At 41.6% G+C, this 18,863-nt stretch carries 18 protein-coding genes and 2 pseudogenes; 6 read left to right on the top strand and 14 right to left on the bottom strand.

Going from position 1 to position 18,863, the window contains the following annotated elements; all coding sequences use genetic code 11:
* Nucleotides 1-11 precede the first annotated feature (11 nt).
* The 10 genes and pseudogenes from SD31_RS08870 to atpD all read right to left on the bottom strand — a co-directional run bounded on the left by SD31_RS08870 (nt 12) and on the right by atpD (nt 11,382).
* Nucleotides 12-698, bottom strand: coding sequence for a class I SAM-dependent methyltransferase (locus SD31_RS08870; RefSeq protein WP_039053867.1), 687 nt, complete (start codon nt 696-698; stop codon nt 12-14).
* A 10-nt stretch (nt 699-708) separates the two neighbouring features.
* Complete coding sequence (gene leuC / locus SD31_RS08865; protein ID WP_039053858.1) at nt 709-2,106, bottom strand: 3-isopropylmalate dehydratase large subunit; 1,398 nt, start codon at nt 2,104-2,106, stop codon at nt 709-711.
* A gap of 88 nt (nt 2,107-2,194) precedes the next feature.
* A complete protein-coding gene (ilvC, locus tag SD31_RS08860; RefSeq protein ID WP_039053857.1) occupies nt 2,195-3,676 on the bottom strand; it encodes a ketol-acid reductoisomerase in 1,482 nt (493 codons plus the stop codon).
* Between the two features lie 40 nt (nt 3,677-3,716).
* Nucleotides 3,717-4,184 carry a DinB family protein gene (locus tag SD31_RS08855; RefSeq protein ID WP_039053866.1) on the bottom strand — a complete coding sequence of 156 codons (468 nt, stop codon included), beginning with the start codon at nt 4,182-4,184 and terminating at the stop codon, nt 3,717-3,719.
* A 6-nt stretch (nt 4,185-4,190) separates the two neighbouring features.
* A pseudogene (gene ilvN, locus SD31_RS21265) lies at nt 4,191-4,782 on the bottom strand (acetolactate synthase small subunit).
* 1 nt (nt 4,783) lies between these two features.
* Nucleotides 4,784-6,527, bottom strand: a pseudogene (ilvB, locus tag SD31_RS08845) (biosynthetic-type acetolactate synthase large subunit).
* Between the two features lie 72 nt (nt 6,528-6,599).
* Nucleotides 6,600-8,300: a dihydroxy-acid dehydratase gene (gene ilvD / locus SD31_RS08840; protein ID WP_039053856.1), complete on the bottom strand. Its 1,701-nt coding sequence runs from the start codon at nt 8,298-8,300 to the stop codon at nt 6,600-6,602.
* The gene (locus SD31_RS08835; RefSeq protein ID WP_039053855.1) at nt 8,284-9,174 is read right to left on the bottom strand and encodes a branched-chain amino acid transaminase; all 891 of its coding nucleotides are present in this window, start codon (nt 9,172-9,174) and stop codon (nt 8,284-8,286) included. The genes ilvD and SD31_RS08835 overlap by 17 nt, the downstream gene beginning before the upstream one ends.
* A gap of 369 nt (nt 9,175-9,543) precedes the next feature.
* Nucleotides 9,544-9,792 (bottom strand): ATP synthase F1 subunit epsilon, encoded by a 249-nt coding sequence (gene atpC, locus SD31_RS08830; RefSeq protein WP_039053854.1) that lies wholly within the window; start codon nt 9,790-9,792, stop codon nt 9,544-9,546.
* Nucleotides 9,793-9,876: 84 nt separating this feature from the next.
* Complete coding sequence (gene atpD, locus SD31_RS08825; RefSeq protein ID WP_039053853.1) at nt 9,877-11,382, bottom strand: F0F1 ATP synthase subunit beta; 1,506 nt, start codon at nt 11,380-11,382, stop codon at nt 9,877-9,879.
* Nucleotides 11,383-11,663: 281 nt separating this feature from the next.
* Here atpD and SD31_RS08820 point away from each other — a divergent pair, with 281 nt between their 5' ends.
* The 6 genes from SD31_RS08820 (at nt 11,664) to SD31_RS18980 (ending at nt 16,282) form a co-directional block, all read left to right on the top strand.
* The gene (locus SD31_RS08820; protein ID WP_052258858.1) at nt 11,664-13,220 is read left to right on the top strand and encodes a M14 family metallopeptidase; all 1,557 of its coding nucleotides are present in this window, start codon (nt 11,664-11,666) and stop codon (nt 13,218-13,220) included.
* Between the two features lie 18 nt (nt 13,221-13,238).
* Nucleotides 13,239-13,850, top strand: coding sequence for a M14 family zinc carboxypeptidase (locus tag SD31_RS17405; protein WP_197053634.1), 612 nt, complete (start codon nt 13,239-13,241; stop codon nt 13,848-13,850).
* A complete protein-coding gene (locus SD31_RS17400; protein ID WP_197053633.1) occupies nt 13,847-13,990 on the top strand; it encodes a hypothetical protein in 144 nt (47 codons plus the stop codon). The genes SD31_RS17405 and SD31_RS17400 overlap by 4 nt, the downstream gene beginning before the upstream one ends.
* Nucleotides 13,984-14,997, top strand: coding sequence for a M14 family zinc carboxypeptidase (locus SD31_RS17395; protein WP_197053636.1), 1,014 nt, complete (start codon nt 13,984-13,986; stop codon nt 14,995-14,997). The genes SD31_RS17400 and SD31_RS17395 overlap by 7 nt, the downstream gene beginning before the upstream one ends.
* Before the next feature lie 141 nt (nt 14,998-15,138).
* On the top strand, nt 15,139-15,834 hold the full coding sequence (locus SD31_RS18985; RefSeq protein WP_231561377.1) for a hypothetical protein: 696 nt from the start codon (nt 15,139-15,141) through the stop codon (nt 15,832-15,834).
* Nucleotides 15,803-16,282, top strand: a complete 480-nt coding sequence (locus SD31_RS18980) for a hypothetical protein (protein WP_231561376.1) — start codon at nt 15,803-15,805, stop codon at nt 16,280-16,282. Before SD31_RS18985 ends, SD31_RS18980 begins: the two co-directional genes overlap by 32 nt.
* Nucleotides 16,283-16,455: 173 nt before the next feature.
* On the opposite strand, the gene SD31_RS08805 is transcribed toward SD31_RS18980, so the two are convergent.
* From SD31_RS08805 to SD31_RS16085, 4 genes are all read right to left on the bottom strand, one after another.
* Entirely contained in the window at nt 16,456-16,857 is a 402-nt protein-coding gene (locus SD31_RS08805) for a hypothetical protein (protein WP_156138288.1), read from the bottom strand.
* Between the two features lie 415 nt (nt 16,858-17,272).
* Complete coding sequence (locus tag SD31_RS08800) at nt 17,273-17,785, bottom strand: hypothetical protein (RefSeq protein ID WP_156138287.1); 513 nt, start codon at nt 17,783-17,785, stop codon at nt 17,273-17,275.
* A complete protein-coding gene (locus SD31_RS08795; protein ID WP_039053850.1) occupies nt 17,751-18,008 on the bottom strand; it encodes a hypothetical protein in 258 nt (85 codons plus the stop codon). Before SD31_RS08795 ends, SD31_RS08800 begins: the two co-directional genes overlap by 35 nt.
* Nucleotides 18,009-18,693: 685 nt before the next feature.
* Nucleotides 18,694-18,863: integrase core domain-containing protein (locus SD31_RS16085; RefSeq protein WP_156138286.1), on the bottom strand; the 170-nt coding region annotated here is incomplete at its 5' end.

Genomic DNA, 18,863 nt, shown 5'->3' with positions numbered 1-18,863 from the left:
GTTTTTTTAATCTATTTGTGTGCGGCAAAGACCACAAAATTCATATATTGATAATAGCAATGCGCATCATACAATTGGGCTTCTTCGAGCCATCTCAGCTGGTCGGAAAGCTTAGCCATCTTATCCAATCTGACACGTTTGAAGACGGCTTCTTTCTCTTCTGCTGTTAGTTTTTGCTGGTTGAGTACGTGGTTTGTCCAGTCACTTTTGAAAAATGCTTCTGCCGTCTCATTTTCTCCTAACACCTGATCTGCATTGATGAAATATCCTCCTTTGCGAAGGCTTTTCTGTATCTTCTGAAACAATACTTTCTTTTGTTCATCTTCCAGATGGTGTATGGCCAAGCTGGAAATTACCAAGTCGTATTGGTCTTCTCCGAAGTCAGCTTGTGTAATATCTTCCTGACGGAAGGAGAATCCCTCTTCGCCTATGAATCGTGTCTTTGCCTTTTGGAGCATTTCTTCCGAAAAGTCTACCAAGGTGCAGTGCGCCTTAGGAAACTTTTGTTTGAAGAAGGCGCTCAACAGGCCCGTGCCTGCTCCTATATCTAAGATGCTGTGCACGGACTCTACCTGATCAGCAACTTTCAGGGCCATTCTGTAGAAATCCTGAAAACAAGGAATCAATAGCGGTCTTTGTCGGTCATATTTTGCCGACACGGCGTTAAACTGCTTTTGAAGTTCTACAGACTGATCCATATTCTTCAATCTAAATGTATTCTCTTACATCTACAACTTTTCCGGTGATGGCTGCTGCGGCAGCAGTCAGTGGACTAGCAAGCATGGTGCGTGCGTTAGGACCCTGACGTCCTTCAAAGTTGCGGTTCGATGTGGAAATACAATATTTTCCTGCAGGGATTTTATCTTCATTCATACCCAAGCATGCCGAACATCCAGGCTCGCGAAGTTGGAAACCTGCCTCTTCGAAAATTTTGTCAATGCCTTCGGCTCTGGCCTGTGCTTCTACCTGCTTTGATCCCGGAACTACCCATACTTCCACGTCGTCAGCTTTGCGTTTTCCTTTGACGAAAGTTGCTACCTGACGTAGGTCTTCTAGACGTGAGTTGGTACATGAGCCGATGAATACATAGTCTACTTTTTTTCCGAGGAGGCTTTCGCCATCGGTAAAGCCCATATATTCGAGAGCTTTTTTGTATGACGGTTGTTCACTTTCCGGTTGTTCGGAGGTAGGAGGGATGCTTTGTGTCACTCCAATACCCATTCCCGGGTTTGTTCCATACGTGATCATTGGTTCGATGTCTGCAGCGTCGAAGGTCAACACCTTGTCGAACTGAGCATCTTCATCCGAATATAATGTTTTCCAATAGGCTAATGCTTCATCCCATTTTTCCCCTTTAGGAGCAAATTCTCTGCCTTTGATATATTCGAAAGTGGTTTCATCCGGTGCGATAAGGCCTCCACGGGCTCCCATCTCTATACTCATGTTGCAAACGGTCATGCGTCCTTCCATACTTAATGAGCGAATGGCGGAGCCAGCATATTCGACGAAGTAGCCTGTACCTCCTGCAGCGGTAATTTTGGAGATGATATAAAGGATAATATCTTTGGCGCCGACACCTTTTTTCAGTTCGCCGTTCACCTCGATTTTCATTGTCTTAGGTTTCGACTGTAAAAGGCACTGGGTAGCGAACACCTGCTCCACCTGTGAAGTACCGATGCCGAATGCTATGGCTCCGAAGGCTCCGTGCGTTGAGGTGTGGCTGTCCCCACATACTATGGTTTTGCCCGGCAAGGTGATACCTAATTCGGGACCTATCACGTGTACGATACCTTGGAAAGGGTGACCTAGACCATATAGTTCTATGCCGAACTCTTTGGTGTTTTTGGTCAGCATGTCTACTTGGTAGCGTGATAATTCCTCACGGATAGGAAGATGTTGATTTAATGTTGGGACGTTATGGTCTGCAGTAGCTATAGTCTGCTTTGGGCGGAATACAGGAATTCCTCTTTTGCGTAACCCGTCGAATGCCTGAGGTGAAGTTACCTCATGGATTAGGTGTGTGTCTATGTATAGAATATCCGGAAAACCTTCTTCGCGTTTGACGACGTGAGCGTCCCATATTTTTTCTACTAATGTTTTACCCATCTTATGCGTTTATAGTGACAGTAATTTCGAAAGGGATACGGTCTTTGGAAGACCATATCCCTCAAATTCTATTCAAAATTACAAAATATTAAACTGTTTTTATCGCTTTCATGGCAGTCATCGCTTTACGCAACTTACGACCTACGATTTCTACAGGGTGGTTGCGGATGATGTCGTTCACCTGGATCAGCTGGATGTTGTCCACGGAGCCGTCTTTACCTTCATTGAAGTTTTTGCCTAACACGTCGGTGTCGATTTTCTTCATGAAGTCAGCCAATAGAGGCTTACAAGCTTGATCAAACAGGTAGCAGCCATATTCTGCGGTATCTGAAATCACGCGGTTCATTTCATAAAGTTTCTTACGAGCGATAGTGTTGGCAATAAGAGGAGTTTCGTGTAATGATTCATAGTATGCCGATTCAGGTTTTATGCCCGCTTCTACCATAGTTTCGAAAGCCAACTCCACACCAGCACGGATGAAGGCTACCATCAACAAATATTTGTCAAAATATTCTTGTTCGCTGATGTGAACATCTGCAGCTGGAGTTTTTTCGAAAGCTGTTTCTGCAGTTTCTGCTCTCCATTTCAATAATTTAGCGTCACCGTTTGCCCAGTCTTCCATCATTGTTCTGGAGAACTCACCAGACATGATGTCGTCTTGGTGTTTTTGGAACAAAGGACGCATGATTTGTTTCAACTCTTCCGACAATTCGAAAGCTTTGATTTTTGCTGGGTTGCTCAAGCGGTCCATCATGCCCGTGATACCTCCGTGTTTCAAAGCTTCAGTGATCACTTCCACACCGTATTGCACGAGTTTAGCGGCATAGCCAGGTTCAATACCTTTTTCAACCATCTTGTCGAAAGAAAGGATAGAAGCTGTCTGCAACAAGCCACAAAGGATAGTTTGTTCACCCATCAAGTCAGATTTCACTTCAGCTACGAAAGAGGATTTCAATACGCCCGCACGGTGACCACCGATACCTACGCAGTAAGCTTTAGCGTAAGCCCATCCTTTGCCTTCCGGGTCGTTTTCAGGGTGTACGGCGATCAAGGTAGGAACACCGAAGCCTCTCAAATACTCGGCACGCACTTCAGAGCCCGGACATTTAGGAGCTACCATGATTACGGTAATATCCTTACGGATTTGCATACCTTCCTCTACGATGTTGAAACCGTGAGAGTATGATAAGGCAGCACCTTGTTTCATTAATGGCATCACGGCATTGATTACCGATGTATGTTGTTTATCCGGAGTTAGGTTGATTACCAAGTCCGCTGAAGGAATCATTTCCTCATATGTGCCTACCTTAAAGTTATTATCGGTAGCATTTTTCCAAGAGTCTCTTTTTTGTTCAATAGCTTCTTTACGTAATGCGTAAGAAACGTCCAAACCGCTATCTCTTAGGTTTAAGCCTTGGTTTAACCCTTGAGCACCAGCACCTACGATTACGATTTTCTTACCTTTTAAAGCATTAACACCATCGGCGAATTCGGAAGAATCCATGAATTCGGCCATGCCTAATTGTTTCAATTGCTCTCTAAGAGGTAATGTGTTAAAATAATTTGCCATTGTAGTACTATTTTTAATCTATGTCTTTTCGTTAATTAATTTATTTGTTGATTAATCTTCTTTGTGCTATTGCATAGCCATAATGAAGGTTGTCGTGACCCGCAGTGAGTGTGATAACATCTTCTATGCTAGGCAATGTTTCTTTGTAAGTGTCAGTAGCAAAAGGAGTTATGTTGCTGAACTTTCCGGCTTTGTAGTCTTGTTCGATCTGATCGATAGTCTGTATCGCCAATCTTTTCAGCTCATCCACCTCTTCTTGTGACACAAAATAGGTAGGCTTAGACCCTTTGACGTAGGATTGTACGTATTTTATAGAACTGGCATCGGGAAGGATGCCCGAGCGTACATAACAAAGGGCTTGAGTGGCTACCACAATATGTCCGAAATTCCAGATGATATTGTTGTTGAATCCCTCCGGAATCTGGTTAATCTGTTCTAGGGTCAGGCCATCCAGAAGTTCTATGAAAGCTTGACGTGTATTACGTATAAATTTAAAAACCTGCTCCATTTCCAATTACATCGTAAACACTTTGTCCTGTTGATCCAAGTATTCGTTTTCCACTATTTCCGGTGCCGGTTCTTCTTTTTCAAACTGTTTTAGTTTTTCGTGGAAGCCGGCGCTAGCCTTGATGATGGCGATACGTGCTCCGCGTACGAACTCTATCAAGCCGTATTTTGTGAGCTCTTGAGTTAGTTTGTCGATTTCTTCGCGGTGACCGGCTGTTTCGAAAACGATATAGTCCGGACGGATTACCACCACATTGGCACCGTATTGGCGCAATAGACGTTCTACATACACTTTTTCGTTTACCACTTGGGTAGGAACCTTATACAAAGCCTGTTCCTGCCATATCAGTTCGTCATTGGTATTGAAATATGCTTTAAGCACTTCCACCTGTTTTTCGTATCTGACGACAGAGTTTACGTACTACATCTTCCGACTCGGTAATCAAGATCGTGAAGCGGTGTATGCCTTCAACCTCTGAAGGAGAGGTGTTCAGACTTTCTATATTGATCTTGCGACGTGAGAAGATATTAGAAATACGGCCGATCATCCCTACGGCGTTTTCTGTGTATATCGTAATGGTAAATTCTTGCTTTTCCATTTTATTTCAATCTAATTTCTGATACAGAAGTACCTTGTGCAACCATCGGGAATACGTTGTTTTCTTTTCCCACCATTACTTCTAGGAGGTATGCTCCGTCGTGGTTCAACATAGTTTGCAAGGCCTCTTTAAGGTCTTTGCGTTCTGAAATCTTTTGCCCTTGGATGCCATACCCTTTGGCCACGGTGACGAAGTCCGGGCTGGTTATGTTCACAAAGGAGTAACGTTTGTCGTGGAACAGCTGTTGCCATTGACGTACCATACCCAAGAACTGGTTGTTCAGGATTAATATTTTCACTTTGGCGCCAAACTGCATGATGGTTCCTAATTCTTGGATGGTCATCTGGAAGCCTCCATCTCCGATGATGGCGATGACATCACGATGAGGTGTGCCGTACCAAGCACCTATTGCTGCTGGAAGACCGAAGCCCATGGTACCCAATCCACCGGAAGTGACGTTGGATTTAGATTGGTTGAACTTGGCGTAGCGGCAAGTTACCATCTGATGCTGGCCTACGTCTGTTACTATGACGGCATCGCCTCCAGTAAGTTCGTTCAGCACACGTACTACCTCTCCCATGGTCATAATGTCTCCTTTAGGGTGAAGCTCATCGTGTATAACCTCTTTAACTTCTTCTTGCTCCAGAGTTCTGAACTCTTGTAACCATTTGTCGTAGTTGCCTTTCTTGATAAGTTCGGTCAACATAGGGAGAGTTTCTTTACAGTCTCCCCATACCGGAACGGTTAGTTTTTACGTTTTTGTCGATTTCTGCTGGGTCTATGTCTAGGTGAATAACCTTCGCCTGTTTGGCGTATTTATCCAGACGTCCTGTGACGCGGTCGTCGAAGCGCATACCCACAGCGATCAACACATCACATTTGTTGGTCAGAACGTTAGGAGCATAGTTGCCATGCATTCCCAACATCCCCACATGCTGTGGGTGGTCTGTTGGCAAAGCGCCTAAACCCATGACTGTAGCAGCAGCAGGGAAGCCTCCTTTTTCGATGAATTCTTTAAATTCCTGTTCGGCTTTCCCTAAGATTACCCCTTGACCGAACAATACGAAAGGGCGTTCTGCGGCGTTTATAACATCTGCCGCAGCTTCTATATATTCTTTACGCACAATAGGTTTAGGTCGATAACTGCGGATGTGATCACAAGGCGTATAACCTTTGTAGTCGAATAACTGTAATTGTGCGTTTTTGGTAATGTCAATCAATACGGGACCCGGACGGCCTGTACGGGCAATATAAAAAGCCTTTGCTAATACAGCTGGTATTTCTGTAGCATCCGTTACCTGATAATTCCATTTGGTAATAGGGCTTGTGATGTTGACTACGTCCGTTTCTTGGAACGCATCCGTACCTAGCAGGGAAGCAAACACCTGTCCTGTGATGCACACTATAGGGTTGCTGTCGATCATGGCATCTGCTAAACCTGTCACCAAATTGGTGGCACCCGGTCCTGAAGTAGCAAAAGCCACACCTACACGTCCAGAAGTACGTGCATACCCTTGAGCTGCATGTATTCCACCTTGTTCGTGGCGGACCAGAATATGTTTGATCTTGTCGTTGTAGTCATACAATGCGTCGTAGATAGGCATGATAGCGCCACCTGGATAACCAAATACGGTATCTACTCCTTCATGAATCAAAGCTTCCAATACCGCTTGCGAGCCTGAAATCTGTGTGTTGGCTGCAATAGTTTGTGATTGCTTTGTTTCTGTTTTCTCCAGTGTATTCATTTTGTAGTATTTTGTTAAAAGTAAAACTCAACAAGCTGGTTTCTTACCTCTTCTTTTTTAGTGTCTTATTTATTAAAGGTCTGTAACGCAGCCTTCCGATGCATCTGATACGGTTTTGGCGTATTTGTAAAGCACGCCTTTTGTCACTTTGAGAGCAGGTTGTTGCCATTTGGCGCGACGTTGGGCGATGACATTTTCATCGACTTTCAGAGTAATGGTATTATTCACCGCGTCAATTTCGATGATATCGTCGTCTTCTACCAGACCGATAAGCCCTCCTTTATAGGCTTCCGGAGTGATATGTCCTACTACGAAGCCGTGCGTTCCTCCCGAGAAGCGCCCATCGGTAATAAGAGCTACGGAATTGCCTAGACCTGCTCCGATGATTAAGGAGGTTGGCTTCAACATTTCCGGCATGCCGGGAGCTCCAACCGGTCCCTCGTTTTTGATAACGACCACGTCGCCTTTTTTGATACGTCCGGAGGTAACGCCTTCCACGAAGTCATGTTCGCCGTCGAATACGCGCGCTGGTCCTTCAAAGCGTTCCCCTTCTTTGCCCGATATTTTGGCTACAGAGCCTTTTTCAGCAAGGTTACCGTATAATATCTGAAGGTGACCTGTAGGCTTGATAGGCTTGTCCAATGGCTTTATGATCGGTTGGTCATACTCCATGATAGACTTTACGTTGGCTAGGTTTTCGGCAACGGTTTTTCCTGTTACAGTCAAACAGTCTCCATGCAATAAACCTTCATCTAGCAGGTATCGCATCACGGCAGGGGTACCGCCATATTGATGTAGGTCTTGCATCAGATATTTGCCGGAAGGTTTGAAGTCTGCCAGTACGGGAGTCTGATCCGACATGCGTTGGAAGTCATCCTGTGTGATGTCTACGCCGGCAGCCTTGCCTATAGCGATGAAATGCAATACTGCATTGGTACTACCTCCTAAAACGATAATCAGACGCATGGCATTTTCGAAAGCCTTGCGCGTCATGATATCTGAAGGCTTAATGTCTTTTTCTAATAGAAGGCGGATATATTTTCCTACTTCAAGACACTCTTTTTCTTTTTCTTTTGATACGGCAGGATTTGAGGAGGAGTAAGGTAAGCTCATCCCTAAAGCTTCGATGGCGGAGGCCATGGTGTTTGCCGTATACATACCGCCACAGGCTCCAGGTCCGGGACAGGTGTGTTTGATAATACCTTCGTAATCCTCATCCGAAAGGTTGCCGCAAAGTCTTTGCCCTAGCGCTTCAAATGCCGAAACGATGTTCAGCTCCTGTCCTTTATAATGTCCGGGAGCGATGGTACCTCCGTACACCATAATGGAAGGACGATTCAATCGGGCCATAGCCATGATAGCGCCAGGCATGTTTTTGTCACATCCAGGGATTGCAACTACAGCATCATAATATTGACCGCCGCAGATGGTTTCTATACTATCGGCGATAACATCGCGAGATACCAAAGAGTAGCGCATACCATCCGTTCCATTACTCATGCCATCGCTCACACCGATAGTACCGAAGGTAAGTCCTACCAAGTCGTTTGCCCACACACCTTTCTTGACCACTTGGGCCAAATCGTTTAGGTGCATGTTACAGGTGTTTCCATCGTATCCCATGCTGGCAATACCTACTTGTGCTTTGTGCATGTCGGCGTCGGTAAGACCGATACCATACAACATCGCTTTGGCAGCAGGTTGCGTTTCATCTTGCGTAAATATTCGGCTGTATTTGTTTAATCCTGTTGCGTTATCAGATGATGACTTCATAATTCTCTTGCTCTAATACTAAGTTTTTATATTTTATCTGAATAGTAGCTCCGATACTATATTCCCATTCTTCTTTATATACTATATCGTCTACCTGTTTGATGCCTATAATTTCGGCGGCGGTACCACAGAGAAAAGCATTATCTGCAGTGTATACATCTTGTACTGTAAGTTTCTTTTCGATGATATCGATGCCTAATTCCTTACAGATATCGATGACTGTTTGACGTGTAATGCCCGGGAAAACATTCTCTAATGGCGGTGTGTAGATTTTATAGTCTTTTTCAATAAATAAATTTTCACTTGACGCTTGTGCTACATAGCCGTCCTGATCCAAGAGAAGTGCCTCGTCGAATCCTTTACGTATAGCCTCAGTACTCGCCAGAATAGAGTTGATATATTGTCCTGAGATCTTTGCGTCGATATGGAAAGATTTTGGATTGGGTCTTTCGTAAGAAGAAATGTTGACACGCAACAAGTTTTGACCCAAGTAAGGTCCCCACTCCCAAGCAGCCAACATGATATTTGCATCTTCCGAAGAGGTCAAATGCATATTTGAACCAGAAAACACAAGCGGTCTTATATAAGCTGCGCGTAGGTTGTTCAGCTCCAAAAGCTCATAACACTGTTCGATGAGATATCGATTGTTCCAACGATAGGGTAGACCGATAGACTCACAGGATTTTTTTAATCGTTCGAAGTGTTCTTCAGCTTTGAAGATTCGAGTTCCATTATGGGTGTTGTAAGCGCGTAATCCTTCGAATGCACCATAGCCATAATGCAACGACTGTCCGAACAAATCTATGCCGGCCGATTTTGCGTGGACAAATTCGCCGTTTAGAAAGATTTTTGTGTTCTGATTATAGTATTGCATAACCTTAAAATTTAATCTGTACAAGTCTCTCCCCAAAGCATGTGTACAATCTCCGAATTAGATGCTAGCTCAAGTTAAGATGAAAAAAAATTCTATACAATAGACAAAAAGAGTATTTTAAAAAAGTTTTTTATTTGGTTGATTTTGTTGTAATTAGCTATTTATTGTTTGTTTTTCTAGTGATGATAAAATTATATTTTTTCAAGACTAAACTAAAATTAAAATTGGTTTATTTTTGGTTTTTTGGAGAAAAATGAAAATTTCTGCAAAAATCTTCGCAAAATGGACTTATACGGTGAAAAAGTTGTAAAAAAAATAGCCCTTAAAACCTGAAGTTTTAAGGGCTATTCTATCATGTTTTTAATGTTATTATCCTTGTACTATTCCTTCGGCCAAAACGATGATATTGTTGTCCTTAACTTCAACCACACCACCTTTAATGTTAATGACCTCTTCGCCATTACCGCTTTTGATAATGACTTTTCCGTCTTCTAAGGTAGAGACAATAGCAGCGTGATCTTTCAAAATCTGAAAAGATCCTGCAGAGCCAGGGACAGTCACGGCTGTTACCTCGCCTTCGTATGCTAATTTGTCTGGAGTTATTACTTGTAATTTCATGCTATATATAGTATTGAGTATGGAGTATTGAGTACGGAGTAGAGAAAATCTCATTACCCTATACTCAGTACTCAATACCTATAATTAAACTGCTGCTTCTGCTAATAATTTCTTACCTCTTTCTATAGCTTCTTCAATAGTACCTACTAAGTTGAAAGCTGCTTCAGGGTATTCATCTACTTCACCGTCTAAGATCATGTTGAAACCTTTGATAGTGTCTTTGATGTCTACGAACACACCTTTCAGACCTGTAAATTGTTCTGCTACGTGGAAAGGTTGAGATAAGAAACGTTGAACACGACGAGCGCGGTGTACGATAAGTTTATCTTCATCGGATAACTCATCCATACCCAAGATAGCGATGATATCTTGAAGCTCTTTATAGCGTTGTAAGATTTCTTTTACGCGTTGAGCTGTATTGTAGTGTTCTTCACCAAGAACTGCAGGAGTAAGGATACGAGAGGTAGAATCTAGAGGGTCTACCGCTGGATAGATACCTAACTCAGCAATTTTACGTGACAATACTGTTGTTGCATCCAAGTGAGCGAAAGTTGTCGCAGGAGCAGGGTCAGTCAAGTCATCGGCAGGAACGTATACGGCCTGTACAGAAGTGATAGATCCGTTTTTAGTTGAAGTGATACGCTCTTGCATCAAACCCATCTCTGTTGCCAAAGTCGGTTGGTAACCTACTGCTGAAGGCATACGTCCTAATAGAGCGGATACCTCAGAACCAGCTTGTGTGAAACGGAAAATGTTGTCGATGAAGAATAACACGTCACGACCTTTACCTTCTCCATCGCCGTCACGGAAGTACTCGGCGATAGTAAGTCCTGACAAGGCTACACGTGCACGTGCACCTGGAGGTTCATTCATCTGACCGAACACGAAAGTACATTTAGAGTCTTTCATCAATTCATAGTCAACTTTGTTCAAAGGCCATTGACCTTTTTCCATGTCTTCCATGAACTCTTCGCCATATTTGATGATACCTGACTCCAACATCTCACGCAACAAGTCGTTACCTTCACGAGTACGCTCACCTACACCGGCGAATACTGAAAGACCACCGTGTCCTTTAGCGATATTGTTGATAAGCTCTTGGATCAATACGGTTTTACCTACACCGGCACCACCAAACAAACCGATTTTACCACCTTTGGCATAAGGCTCTAACAAGTCGATAACCTTGATACCTGTATAAAGTACTTCTGTTTCTGTAGATAAATCTTCGAATTTTGGAGGTGTGTTGTGGATAGGACGTCCATTAGCTTTGTCCAATTCGCGAATACCATCAATAGGATCTCCAACTACGTTGAATACACGACCTTTGATCTCTTCGCCAACAGGCATTTTGATAGGAGCGCCAGTGTCAACTACTTCCATGCCACGTACTAAACCTTCTGTAGCATCCATTGCAATAGTACGAACACGATCCTCACCTAAGTGTTGTTGTACTTCTAAAACGATACGTTGACCATTTTCTTTCTGAATGTACAATGCATCGTAAATCTTAGGAAGATTTTCATTGTCGGCAAAGGTGACGTCAACCACTGGGCCGATAATCTGCGCTATTTTACCAATATTGGGCATATTATAGGGACTAAAATTTATTAATCAATTTATTATAAGCTACTTCTATAGCTTACTTTTCGGACTGCAAAAATAATGTATATCTGATTGAAAACCAAAACGATTATAAGAATAATTTTATTTTTGTCTTATTTCGTTCCAAAGCCCTTCTTTTGAATTGTATTATATATGTTACTTCCTTGATTTGAACATATATTTATCTTTATACAAGAAAAACATAACAACCAATTATACTTTCATTTCAATTTAAAATGAGGAAGTTTTTTTTGATTTTTTGCGCTATGGCTCCCTACTGGAGCTTTGCCCAGTTTAATTATCCGTCCTATGATGCTTTGCTTAACAGAATCAACCAGCTGAAAGGAAAGAAAAACGTGGCTGTAGAATCTGTGGGTAAAAGCTTTGGGGGTGAAAACATTCCTGTCATCAAAATAGAACAGGACAAGAAGGCTAAACCTACCTTATTAGTGGTGGCAGGTATTGATGGCAAGCATCCTGCAGGAGTGGTGGGCAGTCTAGAGGTGGTAGACCGCTTGACTTCTTTGGCTCCTGATTCGTTGAACCGCTTGTTGTCAGGTCGTTCGGTATGGATTATTCCTCTGGTAAATCCTGATGCTTATAAAAGAAACTCTAAAACAGGTCACTGGCTGTCCGGGAATGCGAGAGTTGTTGATAATGACAGAGACGGACGTGTCGACGAAGATCCTGCCAAAGATCTTAATGGTGATGGAGTCATAGCTCAGATGCGTGTCAAAAGAGCCGGCGGAACCTATAGAGTACACCCTACCTTTAAGGATATACTGGTGCAAGCCGACAGAAGCAAAGGCGAAAAGGGAGAATACCTATTGCTCACCGAAGGTATAGATGCCGACTTTGACGGTAAATATGGCGAAGATGGGGAAGGGGGAGTAAATATAGACAAAAACTTTACCTTCGACTATCCTGCATTTGTATCCGAAAGTGGAGAGTATGCTGCTTCAGAACCTGAAACAAGGGCTCTGGTGGATTTCATCTTCGCTAACCCGCAGATTTGGGGAATAGTACATTTCGGATTGACCAACAACCTTTCGGAACCTGAAAAATATAATCCAGCAAAGGCTAGAGAAAGAATCATCAGCTCTTGGAGCGAAAGCGATGCTGAGGTGTCCAAGTACGTGAGTACTCTTTATAAGGAGGCTGTCAAAGGATTAGGAGAAGCACCTAGAATGGAGCATAAACCGGGAAATTTTGTCAATACGGCCTATTATCATTTAGGGAAATTTAGCTTTGCAACCCCTTTGTGGTGGCCTGTAGCCCAAGATTCTTCGAAGAAGGTGAAACCGGAAGATGTGTTCTATCATTGGGTAAGCAAAAATAATGTCGCTGGAGCTATCCTTCCATGGACCAAAGTACAGCATCCTAACTTCCCGAATCAAGAAGTGGAAGTGGGTGGCGTAGTAGAAATCTTTAAAAACAATCCTCCCGTTCAGTTTTTGTCTGAACCGGCAAAATTACATGCAAACTTTGTCTCTAAGCTGATAGATGCCATGCCGCAGCTGGTATACGAGCAGCCCGTGGTGACACCCCTAGGAGGAGATGTGTATCGTGTAGAGCTTACCGTGACCAACGTAGGTAAGACAGCCAGCTACCCCGAGATAGCGGACAAGATAAAGTTTATACCTAAGTTTAAGACTGTCTGTGAGCTTCAGAAAAACCAACAATTCCTCAATGGAAAAAGACTGCAGCTATATTCCTCTTTGGGGGCGGGCCAATCTCTATCTTTCTCGTGGCTCATAAAAGGCAAGGTACCGTATCCATCACTGCCGGTTGCCCTAGCGCAGGTGAAATTAAAATGGATGTAAAATTATAAAGTGACATTTATGAAACTCAAAAATATTTTGTGTGCTGCTCTTTTGACTTCCCTTTCTTTTTCGACTGCTTTTGCACAGAAAAAAGGTGAAGAAATCGATATCCCGGGATTGCGGGCAATAGGTTCTCCTGCCAACCCTAAGGTGCAGATGAACTGGAACCGCTACCACGATACTAAGCAGATAGAGCAATTCTGCAAGGATTTACAGAAAGCTTATCCTAACCTAGTGAAGTATGAATCCATAGGTAAGTCCTATGAAGGCCGCGATATTTGGGTGCTTTCCATCACGGATTTTAACTCTGGAAATGCAGACCGCAAGCCCGCGATGTGGATCGATGGCAATATCCACGCCAATGAGCTGCAAGGATCCGAGATTGCCATGTATACAGCATGGTATCTTGTAGAAAACTTCCATCAGGTGCAGTTTATTCAAGATTTACTGAAAGACAAGATTTTCTATATCGCGCCAACCATCAATCCGGACTCGCGTGATTACTTTATATACGAGCCGAATACCATGCACTCCTCACGTTCGGGAAGAAGGCCATTTGATAATGACGGGGATGGACAGGTTGCTGAAGATATGTTCGATGACTTGGACGGTGATGGACATATAGTATGATGCGTCGAAAGTCCAAGACTGGTCGTTACAAGGTGGATCCAGACAATCCTAACCGTATGGTGCTCGCCAAGCCGGGAGAGGTTGGTGAATACGAGCTGTTGGGGTATGAAGGGATCGACAACGATGGCGACGGCTGGTAAATGAAGACCAGACCGGAGTATACGATCCTAACCGCGACTGGGGATGGAATTGGCAGCCTACCTATGTGCAAAATGGAGCCTTGTATTACCCTGGAACTTTGCCGGAAACGCAAGCAGTAAAAGAGTTTTTCTATAAACACAGAAATATTGCAGGCGCGCAATCTTATCACAATTATGGTGGCATGATTCTTAGAGGACCGGGAGCTGCCCAAGACGACAAATACTATTCAAGAAAAGACGTACAGGTATATGACGCCTTAGGCAAAACCGGAGAACGTATGCTTCCGGGATATAATTATATTGTAATACATAAAGATCTGTATACCGTTTTCGGCGGTGAGATTGACTTCTTCGCCCTTACAAGAGGTATATATACCTTCTCAAACGAGCTCATGACTACCTACAAACTATTCAATGAGAAATCTCCTTCGAGTGGTTTTGGACGTAATGATGAATACTATGAGTTTGACAAACTGTTGCTGTTTGGCGATGCTTATGTACCTTGGAAAGAATTTGACCATCCACAGTTCGGAAAAATAGAAATCGGAGGCGCGAAGAAAAATTATACCCGAAACCATCCGGGATTCCTTCTGTTGGAGGATGCCCATCGTAATGCGGCTTTCACAATCTTTCATGCTTACCACACCCCAAAGTTGGAGTTTGTGGATGTGTCGACGAAAAGTCTAGGCGATGGTCTTACAGAAGTAGTAGCTACCGTGTGGAATAGCAGAATCATTCCTACCCATTCTGATCATGATGTAAAATATGCGGTAAACCGACCGGATTATATCCGCTTGGAAGGTGCCGAAGTCATCACAGGAATGCGTATTCTGGATAAAGATTTCAATGTTACTGTCGAGCAAAAATATAAACCGTATCAGATTGAAATTCCTACCATTGACGGCATGTCCGAAGTGCGGGTCAAATGGATAGTAAAAGGAAATCCCAAAAATGCTAAGATTGTAGTAGATAGCGAAAAAGGTGGTTATCTCGAACGTAAATTATAATTAACATCAGTAAAAGGATAGCTATAGGCTATCCTTTTTTATTCTTCATGAGTGATTGAGATATATAAAATTAGGTGGATTATAATGATATTAGTAAATTTATTAATCTGAATGAAAAAACTAAGAAAATAAACTTAAGTTATGATGAAAAAAATTATTTGGGTGCTGGCAGTATCCCTTGCCACCGCATGCCACCAAGCCAAGAAAGAAGACACGACAACATCCATTGCGACAGTTGGGGTAGATTCGTTGCATTTCTCAACACAATTGGACAGTCAAAGGGTTGCCCTTTATGAAATTGTAAATGACAACATGAAAGTTCAGCTTACTAATTTCGGAGCTAGGATTGTGTCTTTAGTAGTGAAGGATAAGCAAGACTCTTTCGTGGATGTGGTGCTGGGATATGATACGGCGGAAGAATTTATCCAGAACAGCCGAAATTTCTACGGCGCCATTGTCGGTAGGTATGGCAACCGTATAGGTAAGGCCTCCTTCGTGTTGAACAACACAACCTATAATTTGGAGAAGAACGACAACAATAATACTCTGCATGGCGGCTTCAATGGAGTATATAATAAGGTATGGAAAGTAGATCAAGCTTCCTCTACGTCCATTACTTTCTCTTACTATTCTCCGGATGGAGAAGCCGGATATCCAGGGAATGTGTTGATGAAGGTAACCTACTCCTTGAATGATAAGGGAGGTTTAGAGATAACCTACGATGCAGAAACAGATAAGGAAACCGTGTTGAATTTGACAAACCATGCATTATTTCAACCTCAATGGAACAGGGGATTCCACCATCTTGGATCACCATCTGTGGATAGATGCCGATAAAATAACCGAAGTGGATGCAGAACTTATCCCGACAGGAAAAGGGATAGATGTGACGAATACACCTTTTGATTTCCGTGTTAGTAAGGAAATAGGCAAGGACATAGGTCAGGACCATCCTCAGATTGCTTTTGGCAAAGGATATGACCATAACTTTGAACTCAACAAAAAGGAAAATTTTGCGGAGGTGGCCAAACTTTATGCACCACGGACCGGAATAGAAATGACCATTTTAACTACCGAACCGGGATTGCAGTTTTATAGTGGTAATTTCATGTCGGAAAATGATCCTAAAGGTAAAAAGGGACAGACTTACCCATACCGTTCAGCCTTGTGTCTGGAAACTCAACATTTTCCTGATGCACCCAATCATCCTAATTTTGCATCCACCGTCTTGAAGCCCGGCGAAAAATATGCCTCAAAGACAGAATATAGATTTGCAGTAAAATAATATTGATTTATCTTTATTTAGGTCAATAAGAAACGGCGGAGGAATACATTTCCTTCGCCGTTCTAAATTTTAATATTGTCAGGGACAAAAGCTAGAAAGATTAGGAATCTCTTTTAAGCTGTTCGTCTAACAGTTGTCGTTTTAGTTTTTGTTCGGTTTCCATAGCTTTTTTCTTATAAGCTTTGGAATTCGTTTTGTAGTTCATCCACGGTCTTTTGATGCTCCACAGCATCCACTTTAGCTTTTCGGTATACGGTCAGCAGGGCAAACGAAAGGATAGCCAAAACAATGATGATGCTCCACACCATAGTATGGTAAGCCGATTTGCTAAAATTATTTCCTAAAAAAGATATGCTGTCGGTTTTCTTTTGCTCTTCGGCAAGGCTTTGGCTTAAGGCTTTCACCGAGTCCTGCAGGATTTCAACCTGCTGGGAGGAGGAAGAAGAATTTTTCTTCAGCGCGGTAATCTCCTTCGTATAACGAGCTATGGAGTCATTGACATTGCGCTGGATGATTTCAATGTTAGACTTCCTTATGATCTTGAAATCAGCATCTTGACTTCGTGATTGTGACAAAAGTAATTGGAATTGAGTATTTAACGGGATATCGGTCTGTAATTTTTGCTGCAAAGTAAGTTGCGCAAAACTGTTGAAACAAAAAAATAATAAAATGGAAGTTAATGAAGCTTTAAGCATATCCTTTTTTCAGTAGTTTGGTTTTAAAGGTGAACAAAACATTTTAAATCTACTATAAAAATAGTGCTAAATCAACTTTTTTATGCCTATTGTGGAGAAAAAATGTTACGCGCAGGTTCAATGAGGTGAGGTTGTCGTAGAGCATGCATGATAGTCCATAACAGTTGAATGAGGAAATGCATTTATCTTCGAAAGACCTTTTATAAATCTAGCACGAAAAAAGAAATAAACATAAATAGCCATTGAATTCCGAATTCAATGGCTATTTATATGTTCCTGTTTTATATATTTAATATTATGGATTGGGATTTTCATTAACTTCTTCAACAGTAATTGTCATTTTACATTGGTCACAAGAACATTGAGTTGTTTTTGTTGAATGAATATATTGTTCTTTACAATCACAAGAACCAGTACAATCAATTGTTGTAACAGTTTTACCATCATCTAATAAAGCATATGTAGAAGTATTATCAAACGAATCACTATATTCAACTAAAGCAAAAATATTACCATCTTCTAAATGACTAAATTTAATAGAAGAAACCTCTATTAAATTTAAATTTCTATTCAATTCACTAGATGCAATTTTTCCTTTAAGTGTGTTTTTGTAGCTTAATTTTGCAATATTCTTTAAGGAAGAAGTATTATTTGTAATAGTTGAAATAATATTTTTAGCATTAGGCTGATCTATTTCAGTAATAATTAAACTACAATTTTGACATCCTTCACATTGAGTAATCCAGCCCTCACTCGTTTTTGTTGTCCTCATTTCATCGCATGCCTCTCCCCCCACAAGAACCCCCACAAGTAAGTTGTACAACACCTTCTTTATTATTCTGAACTAAAAATGACTTTTTAATATCGTTATCAAAATAAGTTATTTTAAAATCACCATCTGATAAAAATTGAACTTCATCTATAATAGGGTTTTTTAACGAAGGATTCATCGCTAAGAGTAAATTCGAAAAAACTTTTACATCTACCTTTCCTTTTTTTACAGATATATCTAATTCATTATTTTTATCCAATTCTATAGTATCCTTATCACTTCTTTCACAAGAATTAAATAAAGAAAATCCAAATGAAATAAAAAGAAATAAAACAAAAATTTAATAATAATACTTGATTTTCTCATAATCATGTAATTAATTGTTTATAATTGAATGTGTAAAAAATATTAATAATTAAAGAAAATTATATTTTTTTATAAAAAATGCCCTAATCTTCACTATTAAGATAGCTTAGAATAAGGAATTTGTTTGTTTAAAATAAAGTTAAAAACTTTACTTGAAATCAACAACCTTTGTCGGTTGTTTTTTGTCTCTTGTTAGAACCTTTGTTTCAATAAGGTTTCGCCCATTAGACTTTACATTCGCTATGCTCTGTAAAGTGGGCTCTTGCAGAGGGCTTCAAAGTCCTGTTCGGACTTTGCCAAAAACGCTACTAACCGCAAGCGATTTAACGCATTTTTGATGTTTGCCATTCGTAAACTTGAACGGCAAAAGAAGGGACATTGTTTGTTTATCTCTCGAAAACATATCCGAGAAATAATCAAACAATTTTAAAAAACTTAAATATGGGATACGCAGTTTTTCACGCATCAAAAGGAAGTGGAGGAGGGGTCAAACTTGGCGCACACATTTGTCGACTTCCCCGAATTAAGACTGCGTAATTTTACAAAATTCTCTTCAAATTAACCTAAACCTAAATACCCTAACACGCCTGTCTATCGCCTTCAAAAGCGGATAAAGCGGCATATTCGGTTGGAGGCATATTGCCAAGACTGTCGTGCGGTCTGTGATTGTTATAATCATCCATCCATTGCCAGGTAACTTCCCTTACCTCATCAAGGGTGTCAAACAGGTAGCAGTCCAATACATTAT

The sequence above is a fragment of the Sphingobacterium sp. T2 genome (genome assembly GCF_000814685.1).
GTDB lineage: Bacteria > Bacteroidota > Bacteroidia > Sphingobacteriales > Sphingobacteriaceae > Sphingobacterium > Sphingobacterium thermophilum.
The sequence above is the reverse complement of the archived record's forward strand: the minus strand, read 5'-3'. Positions and strand labels throughout refer to the sequence as shown.